At 29.6% G+C, this 12,681-nt stretch carries 14 protein-coding genes; 10 read left to right on the top strand and 4 right to left on the bottom strand.

All coding sequences use genetic code 11. The features are described 5' to 3' along the window. The 6 genes from SPD90_RS11770 to SPD90_RS11745 form a co-directional block, all read left to right on the top strand. Positions 1-342 (top strand): hypothetical protein (locus SPD90_RS11770; RefSeq protein WP_320925358.1); only part of this gene is annotated, 342 nt, incomplete at its 5' end. A 97-nt stretch (positions 343-439) separates the two neighbouring features. Then, on the top strand, positions 440-979 hold the full coding sequence (locus SPD90_RS11765; RefSeq protein ID WP_320626735.1) for a DUF1697 domain-containing protein: 540 nt from the start codon (positions 440-442) through the stop codon (positions 977-979). 136 nt (positions 980-1,115) lie between these two features. Further along, complete coding sequence (locus tag SPD90_RS11760) at positions 1,116-1,922, top strand: hypothetical protein (RefSeq protein ID WP_320626736.1); 807 nt, start codon at positions 1,116-1,118, stop codon at positions 1,920-1,922. A gap of 79 nt (positions 1,923-2,001) precedes the next feature. Continuing rightward, on the top strand, positions 2,002-2,409 hold the full coding sequence (locus SPD90_RS11755) for a WapI family immunity protein (protein ID WP_320925357.1): 408 nt from the start codon (positions 2,002-2,004) through the stop codon (positions 2,407-2,409). Positions 2,410-2,419: 10 nt separating this feature from the next. Continuing rightward, entirely contained in the window at positions 2,420-2,815 is a 396-nt protein-coding gene (locus SPD90_RS11750) for a hypothetical protein (RefSeq protein ID WP_320925356.1), read from the top strand. Positions 2,816-3,063: 248 nt separating this feature from the next. After that, positions 3,064-3,834, top strand: coding sequence for a formate/nitrite transporter family protein (locus SPD90_RS11745; RefSeq protein WP_320925355.1), 771 nt, complete (start codon positions 3,064-3,066; stop codon positions 3,832-3,834). Positions 3,835-4,007: 173 nt separating this feature from the next. On the opposite strand, the gene SPD90_RS11735 is transcribed toward SPD90_RS11745, so the two are convergent. The 3 genes from SPD90_RS11735 to SPD90_RS11725 all read right to left on the bottom strand — a co-directional run bounded on the left by SPD90_RS11735 (position 4,008) and on the right by SPD90_RS11725 (position 5,819). Beyond that, positions 4,008-4,265 (bottom strand): TfoX/Sxy family protein, encoded by a 258-nt coding sequence (locus SPD90_RS11735; RefSeq protein ID WP_320624537.1) that lies wholly within the window; start codon positions 4,263-4,265, stop codon positions 4,008-4,010. 136 nt (positions 4,266-4,401) lie between these two features. Then, entirely contained in the window at positions 4,402-4,593 is a 192-nt protein-coding gene (locus SPD90_RS11730; RefSeq protein ID WP_320624536.1) for a hypothetical protein, read from the bottom strand. Between the two features lie 170 nt (positions 4,594-4,763). Continuing rightward, the gene (locus SPD90_RS11725; RefSeq protein ID WP_320624535.1) at positions 4,764-5,819 is read right to left on the bottom strand and encodes an alpha/beta hydrolase; all 1,056 of its coding nucleotides are present in this window, start codon (positions 5,817-5,819) and stop codon (positions 4,764-4,766) included. A gap of 158 nt (positions 5,820-5,977) precedes the next feature. On the opposite strand from SPD90_RS11725, the gene SPD90_RS11720 reads away from it, so the two are divergent. Continuing rightward, positions 5,978-6,517, top strand: coding sequence for a TetR/AcrR family transcriptional regulator (locus SPD90_RS11720; RefSeq protein WP_320624534.1), 540 nt, complete (start codon positions 5,978-5,980; stop codon positions 6,515-6,517). Between the two features lie 80 nt (positions 6,518-6,597). Here SPD90_RS11720 and SPD90_RS11715 read toward each other — a convergent pair whose 3' ends face one another. Further along, positions 6,598-6,966, bottom strand: a complete 369-nt coding sequence (locus SPD90_RS11715) for a DUF2500 domain-containing protein (RefSeq protein WP_320624533.1) — start codon at positions 6,964-6,966, stop codon at positions 6,598-6,600. Between the two features lie 244 nt (positions 6,967-7,210). Between SPD90_RS11715 and SPD90_RS11710 the strand changes: the two genes are divergently transcribed. The 3 genes from SPD90_RS11710 to SPD90_RS11700 all read left to right on the top strand — a co-directional run. Then, entirely contained in the window at positions 7,211-11,539 is a 4,329-nt protein-coding gene (locus SPD90_RS11710) for an alpha/beta fold hydrolase (protein ID WP_320925354.1), read from the top strand. A gap of 126 nt (positions 11,540-11,665) precedes the next feature. Further along, entirely contained in the window at positions 11,666-12,187 is a 522-nt protein-coding gene (locus SPD90_RS11705) for an O-acetyl-ADP-ribose deacetylase (protein ID WP_320925353.1), read from the top strand. Between the two features lie 2 nt (positions 12,188-12,189). Further along, positions 12,190-12,681: NUDIX hydrolase (locus tag SPD90_RS11700; RefSeq protein ID WP_320925352.1), on the top strand; the 492-nt coding region annotated here is incomplete at its 3' end.

The raw sequence follows: 12,681 nt of genomic DNA, 5'->3' as shown, positions 1-12,681 counted from the left end.
TTATATGTATTGAATTATAGAACAAATATATTATTAAAATATAGCAAATGGGATTTATATGAAGAGGATTCGTTAAAAGATGACGATGTATTAAAATATCAAGATTTGTATTGTGAGGAAGAAGTGAAAACAGCTTATATTGATAAAAATAACTACTATAAAGTAAATGAACCAGGGACAGAGCTTTTTAAGGTAGAAGGAGATAAGGAGACGTTAATAAAACAAAGTAGTAAGAGTGAATTATTTAACTCTTTAAATATTGAATTTATCTTTTGCTGTATATGTATTTTTACAATGGTTGTTATAAATTTAGTGAGAAGGTTAGCGCTTAAAAGTTTCTGAGTTTAATCATGAAGATGGAATTCTATTGCTATTGCGTATGAAAATATTTTTGATATTATATTGATAAAATTTGAATTTATGGAGGGGAAAGTGTTATATGAAAAGATATATTGCCTTGTTAAGGGGAATAAATATAAGTGGAAAAAATAAGATAGCCATGTCTGAATTAAAAAACGGCTTTATAGAGCTTGGTTTTGCAGAGGTTACTACATACCTTAATAGTGGGAATGTTATTTTTTCAAGTGTTGTTGATGATAAAAATATGCTTTCAAATAAAATAAAATCAATGATAAAAGACAAATTTAATTTAGATATACTAGTTTTTATTATTTTGCAAGAAAAATTAAAAGAACTATTAAATAATGCACCTAATTGGTGGGGAGATGATAATAAAGAAATATATGATAACCTTATATTTATCATGCCACCTTTATCTGTGGAAGAGATTTATAATGAAATTGGTAATCCTAAAGCTGAATATGAGAAAGCTCATAATTACGAAAATGTTATTTTTTGGTCATTTAGTCGAAAGAATTATCAAAAGACAAATTGGTGGTCAAAGACTGCTAGCTCAAATATAAGTGACAAGATTACAATCCGAACAGCAAATACAGTAAGAAAAATAGTGGGTATGTGATATATAGTATAGACCTTTATTGAAATCTAATAGAATTAAGAATACTTCGCTTATGATTACAAAATAATATATAATTTATAATATAGATTGTAGTGAGTGTGCTAACAGTCAAAAATATATAAAAGGGGAACCTATTATGAAATCATTAAAAAAAATTAGTGCAGTAGCACTAGTAGCTACTATAGTTGTAGGTAGTATATTTGTGGCAAATTTAAAAGAATCATATGATGCTACATCAGGTAAGAAAGCACTTAAACAAAATGTGACTTATAAGTGCGACATAGATGGAGATGGGGATTTAGATACTATAAAAGTTTACATATATAATGGAGATTTAAAGATAAAGGTTAATAGCTGCGTTAAAACATTGATTAATGATTATGATCCTGATTATCACTTTGAACTTACATCAAAAATATATGATTTTAATAAGCATGATAAGAGTAAAGAGATAGTTTTTGAATGGGATGGTCATAATAATGGACATATAAAATTGCTTAAATTTAGAAATAATACATGTAAAGTAAATAGAACTTTCCGTGGTAGATTAGAGAACTACGATCTTAATACAGGTATAGTAACTTTTGTTGAAACTTCTTATGGCGGCATATATTCAAAGTTTAGGGACGCTATTGGTGATTTTATATGTTATCCAAAAGTAAAATTAAATGGATATACTATAACTAATCAAAGAACAGCAAATACAAGTTCACTTGTAAGAAAACATAAATATATAGCAGCAAGAACATTAACTGCTTATACATCGACAAGCGCAACTAAAAAAGCATTTACAATAAGTAAAGGAAGTCCAGCGTATGTTTATGCATTATATCAAAATGGAAGCACTAGATATGTAAAGGTTAAAAATAAATACGGTAAATACGGCTATGTAAAAGCAGGTTCAACATTATTATTTAAACGCTGTTTAATGAGTATAGAATAATATAGATTAATAAGTGTTTTATTGATGTGTTTAATTATGGTAGGATGTGCAGGAGTCGGCGATTATGAGATTGATTTGAATGGATCTTGAAAAAGGAAGAGATGATTTTGAAAATTATATACCTTTTAAGTTATCTCTTAAAACTCCTTTAAAAAAAGTAACTATTAATAATGAAGTACCGACATTTACATTATATGAATTAAAAAATTTGATTGCTCAATGTAGGTTAATAATTGAAAGTAAAAGAGACGAGGATAAATATGTTTATTTTAATAGTGAAGCATTTTTTAATTTTCAAATTGAATATTTGGAAGAGGATGATCTTGTGGAATTTGAATTTTGGATAAATGTAGTGTATGTTCGAAATAAAAAAGCTTTTGGGTTTGATGATGGGGTTAGGTTTTGCAGTGAACCAAATCAAGTGGTTATGTTTTTAGATGCGCTAGAAGATGAAATGAATAATATATTGATAAAGTATAATTTATAGGGGTAATTACATGAAAATTAAAAAGACAATATTATGTGTATTAAATCTCGTGATTATTCTTATTGGAACATGGCTAATAGGAACAGGATTTACTAAAAATAGTAGTGTATTTATCAACGACTATTCGATTTCTAACGATAGATCTATCATGAAGATTGATGTGGGAGTAGGTTCTTCTGTAGGCTTTATAAGAAAAGTAAATGTCCATAAGCAAGAAGATGGAAAACTTTATCTCGATTTTATATCTGCTTTTGGTGGTATAAATGGAAGCATAGGCGCAAAAAATACATTTGAAATACCTATTGATAAAGATTGTCAGGAGATTGCAATTTATAGAAGTAATAACGACTATCAAACGGTATTGGAAAAAGATGGTGATTCAGTAGAATGGATTAGAGTAAAGTAAGTAGACTAATGATTACGGGAGGGCTTACATGAAACTGCTGAAAATGCCGTACTAAGAGAAATCAAAGAAGAGCTCAAAGTAGATGCAGAAAGAATATGTACATGAATTTGAGTGGCTAGATTTTAATAGGTTAAAATCGGAAAATTTGTAATAAATTACCTAAAATTAAAATTTAAAATGAATTGAAAAATAAATCGAATTATGATAATTTAGGAAAGTATAATTTACAAGAGAATAGAGGAGACATTATGAGTAGTGACACAGTAAATTTATTGACTAAAAAATCTAGAGCAAAGATCGATTTATTAAACCAAAGCAGATTGAAATACTTGGTATCAGCTATGTTTGCAGGTATCTATGTAGGAATAGGTGTTATTTTGGTGTTTACAATTGGAGGGATGTTGTATCAGGTGCACTCACCTATGACTAAGGTTGCTGTAGGGCTTTCATTTTCCGTGGCATTGAGCTTGATTTTAATTTTAGGAAATGAGCTATTTACAAGCAACAACATGGTTATGACGGTAGGAGCTATGGCAGGAGAAGCCAGTAAAAGAGATACCTTGAAGGTGCTTGGTTACAGCTATCTTGGGAATTTCTTAGGAGCGTTGTTAGTAGCTAGTTTATTTATAGGTACTGGGCTTTTTAAGGATTCTACGCTGATGTACTTTGAGTATAGTGCTTTGGCTAAGGTTTCACCAGAGGCGCATCAGCTGTTTTTTAGAGGAGTTTTGTGTAATATATTAGTCTGTGCTGGTGTTTTAGCGGCTTACAAATTAAAGGACGAAACTTCTAGGCTGATAATAGTATTTTTGAGCTTGTTTGCCTTTGTTACAAGTGGATTTGAGCATTGTATAGCTAATATGGCTACGTTTTTAGTGTGCATAATCTCAAATTCTACTGCTGTTACTTTGGGTGGAATGATTCATAATTTATTTTTCGTGACGCTTGGAAATTTAGTAGGTGGAATTTTGTTTTTAGGAGTAGGAACTTATTTATTGTCTAGTGGAAAGGATAAATAGGTTTAAAATAACTGTACCTAAGAGTAATTTCTTAGGTACGGATATTTATTCACTTACTATTATTTTTATAGGAGAATATTTGCCACCGTTGCAGTTACTCTCAGAAACACTACATGCAGCAACCCCTATACGCATATCCATTAGTGCTTTTAATACTACTTTATCTCCAGCTGTTATTTTTTATGCAATTGATAAAACTCTTTCAAATCTGATTTGACATCATCTGACAACTCTGTCTTTTTAACACCTTGAATTGCACTTTCTAATGCTAATAGCCTATTAATACAAGCTGATTCATCGATTTCTTGGATTTTCAACCATGCTTGTTTTGCTCCAATTGATTTTAAATCATCTTCTGTAATGATTCCTACTTGGTTTAGTTGATCTTCTACAACCTTTCCTATATTTGGCAATTTTGAAAGTTTTCCCATAACAAGCTCCTCCTCATTTATATATTTCTAAAGCATAATTTATTTTATTATAAAGTAAGTAAGAAAAAATTACAAAGTAATAGATAGAGACATTGCGAAAACTCATTATTTTCCATCTTTTGTGTAATTATTGTATTTAGTATAAATCTATTCTAGTGCAAGTAAACTCTATAAATTCTTTTTCTTTAATGTCAACTGGTATTTCATTATTTAGATAATATTTGCATGGCTGAGAAAAACAATTTAAACTAAAATTTTTGTTATCTACTACACTTACTATCGCTTCACTTGCATCTTCAGATATCCAATTTATATTTTTTATATTCACTTTATCATCTCCTAATATCTAAATTAGAAGTTTTTTTAAAACTCTTTTATCATTTTTGTATGTAAGGTAATTATATAAATAAATTCGCAATAGTTTACAATAATGTATTTAAATAAAATTTTAATGAATAAAAGCAAATATAAATAAAATATAAACAGTAATTAAATGGATTATTTAGTATATCTATCTATAAATTTTAATATACTATCAAAACATTCTCTTGCGTATTTATTATCTTTGACACTACCTAAATATCCATGTGGTAAGTCGCCGTAACTTCTATCACGATAGTAATATTCATTGTCTATATTATACTCATCTAATTTATCTGCTAATTGTTGCATATCCTCAGGGAAGCCATCTGTATTACCAGCTGTCATAAAAGATACAGGAAAATTCTCGTTTATATGAAGTAGAGCATTGTATTGTTTAGCAATATTACCACTCAAATCATTTGTATCAAGATAGTTTGTAATTAACATTTTTGTATTGAAATTAAAATCTTCTGTTGCCAAAGGAGCATCATCAATAATTAAGGCTTTTACTTCCTCGGTTGTAAGTTGTGGCTTAATGTTTAATTCATTTCTATAATCTTCATTAGATAAAAGGGCTCCATATTGAGCAGTTAATATAGCTCCAGCAGACTGTCCAAATATAACTACATTATCCATATTTAAACCATATTTTTCGGCATTTTCAACTAAAAAATTAATAGATTGATTCATTTGAATAAGTGGAACAGGAAAATGATAATCAGGTACTAGAGCATAATTTACATTAACAAAGTTATATCCATTTTTAACTATTTCATTAAAAAGAACATTGATATCATCATCTACAGCAAGTGGGTCTCCCATTGATTTATCGCCACCAAAGTACCCACCACCGTGGAAATAGATAATAGTTGGTCTATCTACAGATATATCATCACTAGGATAAGTTATATCTAGATAACTATTTGCATATTCATCACCGTATTTAATATCATTTACATATAAAGACCCATCTTCTCTTATATGACTACCGGGTTCATTAAAAGGCTCAAAAGAGTTAATTGGACTATCTTTATATAGTTGACTTTGAATAAAGCCTACTATTATTTGAGGTTTTTTAGTTACATAAGTAAATATTCCTCCTATAATCACACATAATATTAATAAAGCTATAATAAGTTTCTTAAGTATATGATACTTTTTTGATTTTGTCTTGTCGTCGTTGTTTTTCATTTTAATACCTCCAATATATTTTAAATTCTTACATCAAGTTAATATTTATATATTTTAAAGAACTGATATATTTGTAACATTTATGTTATAATAGCAATTGCAAAAATTAAAATCAATATTTATAGACCTTACTGTGACAAAAGGGGGAATTGTATCAGATGAATCGAGTTAATTGTACAAATATAATTGTCAAAGAAAGTATTACACAAGCACTATTAATACTTATGGAAAGCAAGGACTTTCAAAAAATTACTATAACAGAGATAGTCAATAAAGCAGGCGTTGCTAGAATGTCATTTTATCGTAATTATGACAGTAAAGAAGATGTTATTTTAAAACATTTACAAGAAATTCATAATGAATGGTCAAATAATGTTCAAGACACTAATATTTCAGACTTTATAATGACTCTTTTTAGATTATTTGAGAGTATGAAACCAACTATAGAACTTCTTTATAAAGCAGACCTTTCTCATTTACTTCTTCGTTTTATTAATGAATTATGTGGCGCAAAAGCAGAGCAAAGTAATATTAAGGCATATAATCATGCCATTATTGCTGCTAGCTTTTTTGGATGGTATGATGAATGGCTAAAACGTGGCTCGCAAGAATCTCCAGAAGAAATGCTTGCTTTATTTAAAGAAGATGGTGCTCTAGCTATTTTTTGGAGTGAATTATTAGGTAGGGAATTAAAATAATATAATTAAATTCGCAATAGCAATAAATTATGAACTTATATTATAATTTACAAAAATAAGGACCCAATCCCCACTCTGATTTATTTTTCAAAGGATATATATCTTGTACCCTGAAATGTAAGCTTTCCATAATCACCTTCAACTAACATTATATATTCCTTTCTACTTAAACGCATTTCTATTTGATCTTCTCTTTCCACTTGGAATGTAACGTAATAGGATATCGAACTTGTAGTATGTATCATGCCATTGTGGTCTAAGTAATCGCTATTGCTAACTTGATTTCTTTTTTTAATAACTCTTGCATCTACTGTCAACTTAGGTGAGTTGTTGTTTTTATTCCATTCAGTAATTGATTTTAGCCCTGTAAGTACAAATATGCTAAATACAAATAAAAATGCTACAAAAAATAATATACTAAATATATAATCAAAAGAGAAACCGTACATATCCTTCACTCCCTCAGTGTTATTATATAATTTAATTTTATCATTAGTATTTTACTGCTACAATAAAATACTTTTTAAATTACAGAAAAATTTAGGATTTTATTAATATACTCTTAAAAAAATTGTGCTTAGATTTAAATTTTTATGCTAAATAAAGGGATTTTTGCTACTATATAAATAAGTAATAATAGATTATCTATTTTACAAAAATCTAAAAATAATTTAAAAAAGGGGGATTGGAAGAATGAGAAATATACTCAAAAAGGTAGTAGTATTTACAATTACTGCTTCTTTTGTATTTAACTCGGGTTTGTCTCAAATTGTATCTTATGCGCAGACGAGTGAAATGTATCAAACTGCAAAATCTATTATAAGCGATTTTGGGATAAATACCACAAATCTACAAAATATAGCAGACATAGCACGAGCTGAAGTCGATAGCACTACAGATTTGACTTTTGAAGATTTCAGTTATACTGAAGAAAATGGCAGTGTGACAATAACTGGATATACAGGAAGTGATAAGACTATTGTCATACCTTCTGAAATCGATGGTAAGAAAGTAGTTGCTATAGGCGATTTTGCATTTCAATTTACCAGTCTTGAAGGTGTGACAATACCGGACACTGTAGTAACTATAGGAAATGGAGCTTTTTATTATTGTAGATTTACAGACATAACAATACCGGATACTGTAGTGACTATAGGAAATAGAGCTTTTTATTACTGTACTAAATTAACTAATGTTACTATATCTCAAAATGCTACGAGTATAGGGGAATATGCATTTTCAGATTGTACAGCTTTAACAAAAATAACAATACCTGACTCTGTAACTGATATAGGAGGATATGCATTTTCAAATTGCACAGCTTTAACAGAAGTAACTCTTTCTAATAATTTGAAGAGCTTGGAAAATGGATTATTTAATAAATGCTCTAAATTATATAAAGTGAATATACCACAAAAAATTTCATACATAGGTAAAAATACTTTTTATAACTGTTCAGCATTAGCAATCCAAATTGATATACCAGATACTGTAACTAGTATAGGAGAATATGCATTTTATAAATGTAGTAAATTACCTTCTGTTACGATGTCTGATAATGTAGATAGTATAGGAAAATCTGCATTTTACTACTGTACTTCATTGAAGAGTTTAAATTTATCAAAGGGTTTAACTACTATAGAGGATAGTACATTCTGTCGCTGTGCTTTTAGCAAAATAGAAATTCCAGATGGAGTTACAGCTATAGGAAGAGAGGCATTTGCTAACTGTGAGAATTTAACTTATTTTAGTATACCAAATAAAGTTGAGAGTATAGGACAATACGCTTTTGGAAGTAGTAAAATCGATAGTATAACAATACCTAAGAGTGTAAAAAGTATAGGAAGAACAGCTTTTGGATACTGTAGCAAACTTGTTAATATAACTGTAGATGATGAAAATGAATATTATTCAAGTATTGATGGTGTTGTATTTTCAAAGGATTTATCTACATTAGTTATGTATCCAGCAGGCAAAAAGGATAATGTAATACAAGATGATTTGACGACTGTAGATTATGTAGTACCAGATAATGTAACGACTATAGGTGAATATGCTTTTTCTGATTCATATATTCAGACAATAATACTACCATATGGATTAAAAAATATAGAAGAGGGAGCATTTTATTATTGTAGCCTTACTAGTGTTGCAATACCGTATACTGTTACAAATATCGGAAAACGAGCATTTGGTCATTGTTCTTTTTTAGCTAAAATGAGTTTACCAAGTCAAATAACAGCTATAGAAGACTATACATTTGAATATTGTGAAAAATTGACTGAAATTATAATACCAAATAATGTAACGACTATAGGAAAAAATGCTTTTTACTGTAGATCAACATTAACTAGAAAAGCAGTAATACCAGATAGTGTTACATCTATAGATAATGAGGCTTTCTTCCCTTATGGTACTTTTTACAAGGATTATTTAAATATATATGGATACACTGGTTCTTATGCTGAAACATATGCAAAAGGGCATCTTGTAAATTTTGAATCTATTGAAGAAGGCTATTATGGCACATATTTAGAATTTCAACAACCAAAGTATACTGAAAATATAAATTCTAATAGCAAAATTTGTTTAGCTTTTAAATCAGATAAAATAGCTCCTACAGATATAACCTATGAAGTAGGTGATTCAAGTATCTTAAGTATAGAAAATACAGAATGTACTAATAAGATAATCGATGAATACAATACGAGTATAGTTTTATCTTTAAAATTAGGAGAAAATACTGGAACTACTACTATTACAGCTACAACATCAGATGGAAAAACTGCAACTTGTACTATTATAGTTAAGGATCCAGATAAGGTAGAGCCTAGTGATCAGGATAAGGATCCTATTATAATACTGCCAGGGATTATGGGAAGTAGACTATTCTCTAGTAGTACAGTGTTTGATGAGGATACTCTTGTATGGAATCCAGATCCAAGCTTAGGTGGAGTTGCATTTCTAAGCAATAAATTATTAAAAGGTGTATATGTTAAACCACCTGAAAATCAACAAAATTTAAATGCACTTGATAAAGATGACAAGCTTTTTGCTTTTTCAAAATATAAAAGAGAATATGGTGCATTATATACATATAAAAAGCTTATAGATTCGCTATGTAGTTCTACTGATAGACCAGTTTATATTTTTAATTATAACTGGATGAAGAGCAATTCATATAATGCTACAGAATTGAGAAAATTTATTAATACATTAGGGGCTGATAAGGTAGATATACTTGCTCACTCTATGGGAGGATTAGTTGCATCTAGCTATTATTCTCAATACAAAGATGATAATAAAGTAGATAGAATTATTACATGTGCAACTCCTTATGAAGGTGCACCGTGTATAATAAATAAAATACAAAACTGGGATGTTTTAACTGAAAAAGTCGATGTTAAAAATGCAAAGTTTTGGCAAGATAATGCATTAGGTTTTTTAGGTGGATTAACTAAAAGCACAAAATCATCTATTATTTCAACTTCAGAAGTAATACCTACGAAAAATTATATATCAAAGACACCTATGAGAAAAAATGGTTTAATAGACGAAACTTACGATTTGCTTTCAGATGAAGAATATGCAGATGTATGTGAGGAGATTTTTTCAGACTTATATAGTTCAGCTGTACAGTTCCAAGAATCAATTTTAAGTAGCGAGGGCTATAATAATTTACTAGATTATGAAAATGCTTATTTTTTAATTGGTAAGAATCAGCCTACAATAACTTCTATTGAGTTTGATTTAATAGGAAATGATGTAAATAAAATATGGTATGAAGATGATTTAGAATATGATATGAAGGGTGATGGAACAGTACCTTATCTTTCAGCATCAATGATGGAAAAAGTAAACGGTTTATATAATTATAGATATAAGTTTTTAGATATTAGCCATGACCAAACTGTAAAAAATGAAGAAGCTATAAATTGGATAATGCAAAAATTAGAAATTACTACAGCTGCTAGTACATTATCTGATGAACAAACAGAAAGTGAAACACCTGAAGGCTCTAAATATATAGTTCTTCGCGCGGCTTGTCCAGTTGATGTGGATGTAGAATTAAATGGAGAAGCATTAAACTCATCAGCATCAGAATGTACTTCTGAGACATCTTTTGGTAGAATGGATATAATAGGACAAAATGACGAAATAAAAATGTTCTGTTTAGAAGAAAATAAAGACTATAAAATTACTTTAGATGGAACTGATGAAGGTACTATGGATTACGCTATTCGTTACTTTAATGAAGATGGCGAATTAGAAGAGGAAAGAAGTATTGAAGGTGTAGAAGTAACTGCAGATACAATTATCACTACTGGAAGTGATAAATCAAAAGATACAGTACTTAAAATCGATAAAGATGGCGACGGAGTAGTAGATGAAGAAAAAGTTATATCATCTAATCAAAATAGCGATGCAACTGTAACGTTTGATCCAGATAATGGGGATAGCGTAGTAGAAAAGACTGTAGGTAAAGAAGATGTATTAGATTATACTCCAGAAGAACCTACTAAATCAGGCTATACTTTTGTAGGATGGTATAAAGATATCGATGATATAACTACAGAATATAAATCAGGACAAACATATACAGAAAATGTTACATACACAGCTAAATGGGCTCATGTTGATATGTTAGGTGCTCAAGTTAAAGCTGTAGTAGATAGTAAAAGCGGTATAAGATTTGGTACTCAAATCTACAACGATGGCGATGAAATAGTTGAAAAAGGTACATTGATAATACCTGCTAGATTAATACCAGAAGGTGAAGCTTTAACATTAAATACTTCAGGTATTGCTAGATCTGTAGGAAAGGTAAATTATGAAGTAAATGAAGAAAAAAATTATGTAACTTACTTAGGAACAATAATAAATATTCCAGAGGCTCAATTTGATACAGAAATGACAGCATCATCTTATGTAATTTATAAGGATAAAGCTGGCAATGAATATACAGTTTATTCACCATATAAAAATACTTCGACAACTGTAAATAAATTATTGGGTAAATAATTTTCTATAAATTATAGATTTAAAGGGATAATTGCAAATTTATTTTGCGATATCCCTTTTTTGATTAAACAATATTTTTAATTGGAAGGATAATATAGTAAAATAATACTAAAAGAGGTGACTATAATGAAAAAAATTGAAATAATAAAGGGAGATATAACAAAATTAAACGTAGATGCTATAGTAAATGCGGCTAACAGATCGCTTTTAGGTGGCGGGGGTGTAGACGGCGCTATACATAGAGCTGCTGGAAGAAAGCTTTTAGATGAATGTAGAACTTTAAATGGATGCAATACAGGCGATGCTAAGATAACAAAGGGATATAATTTACCAAGTAAGCATGTTATTCATACCGTAGGACCTGTGTATAGAGGTGGAAGTTCAAATGAGCCTGAGTTACTGGCTTCTTGCTATAGAAGATCACTAGAGGTTTTGATTGAAAATGGACTTAAGACAATAGCTTTTCCAGCGATAAGTACTGGAATATACGGCTATCCTATAGTGGAGGCTACAAATATAGCCTGTGACACAGTTTTAGATATGATAAAAAAATACACAGATAAGATAGAAAAGGTATATTTTGTGTGCTTTAGCCAAGGTGATTATGAAATATACGAAGAAATATTAAACAGCAAAATAGGAGATTAGTCATGGAGGAAATATTAGATATATTTAACGACGAATTAGAGATTATAGGACAGGATACTAGAAAAAACGCCCACAAAAAAGGACTTTTACATCAAGTAGTCCACTGCTGGGTTATAGAGGAATCTCAAGACGGTAGATTTGTATATATGCAGCAGAGAGCTGAGTTTAAGGATTTTCCGCTTTTATTTGATATAACAGTTGGCGGTCATATCGATGCTGGAGAAGTCGTGGAGGATGCGATGCTCAGAGAAATTAGAGAAGAAATAGGTCTAGATTTAAAAATAGAGGATTTGAAGTACGAGGGATATGAGGTAAAGGACATAAGCGAAGGAGATTTTCTAGATAGGGAAATTTGTAGAATATTTACATATACTTCTCCGAAACAGGTAGAGTTTAATCCCGGTCCAGAGGTCAAAAAAATGGTAAAGATAAGAGAGCAGCAATTTATAGATGTATTCATAAAGGATGGAAAAGGACTGAATATAATCAATTTG

Source organism: Intestinibacter sp. (genome assembly GCF_034113885.1).
In the GTDB taxonomy this organism is placed as follows: Bacteria; Bacillota; Clostridia; order Peptostreptococcales; family Peptostreptococcaceae; genus Intestinibacter.
Note: the sequence above shows the minus strand (reverse complement) of the source record. Positions and strands in the feature narration are given on the sequence as shown.

Bases quoted from the DNA above. Each gene is read 5' to 3' on its own strand.
- SPD90_RS11765 (WP_320626735.1), top strand. From the start codon at position 440: ATGAAAAGATATATTGCCTTGTTAAGGGGAATAAATATAAGTGGAAAA.
- SPD90_RS11760 (WP_320626736.1), top strand. From the start codon at position 1,116: ATGAAATCATTAAAAAAAATTAGTGCAGTAGCACTAGTAGCTACTATA.
- SPD90_RS11755 (WP_320925357.1), top strand. From the start codon at position 2,002: ATGGATCTTGAAAAAGGAAGAGATGATTTTGAAAATTATATACCTTTT.
- SPD90_RS11750 (WP_320925356.1), top strand. From the start codon at position 2,420: ATGAAAATTAAAAAGACAATATTATGTGTATTAAATCTCGTGATTATT.
- SPD90_RS11745 (WP_320925355.1), top strand. From the start codon at position 3,064: ATGAGTAGTGACACAGTAAATTTATTGACTAAAAAATCTAGAGCAAAG.
- SPD90_RS11735 (WP_320624537.1), bottom strand. From the start codon at position 4,265: ATGGGAAAACTTTCAAAATTGCCAAATATAGGAAAGGTTGTAGAAGAT.
- SPD90_RS11725 (WP_320624535.1), bottom strand. From the start codon at position 5,819: ATGAAAAACAACGACGACAAGACAAAATCAAAAAAGTATCATATACTT.
- SPD90_RS11720 (WP_320624534.1), top strand. From the start codon at position 5,978: ATGAATCGAGTTAATTGTACAAATATAATTGTCAAAGAAAGTATTACA.
- SPD90_RS11715 (WP_320624533.1), bottom strand. From the start codon at position 6,966: ATGTACGGTTTCTCTTTTGATTATATATTTAGTATATTATTTTTTGTA.
- SPD90_RS11710 (WP_320925354.1), top strand. From the start codon at position 7,211: ATGAGAAATATACTCAAAAAGGTAGTAGTATTTACAATTACTGCTTCT.
- SPD90_RS11705 (WP_320925353.1), top strand. From the start codon at position 11,666: ATGAAAAAAATTGAAATAATAAAGGGAGATATAACAAAATTAAACGTA.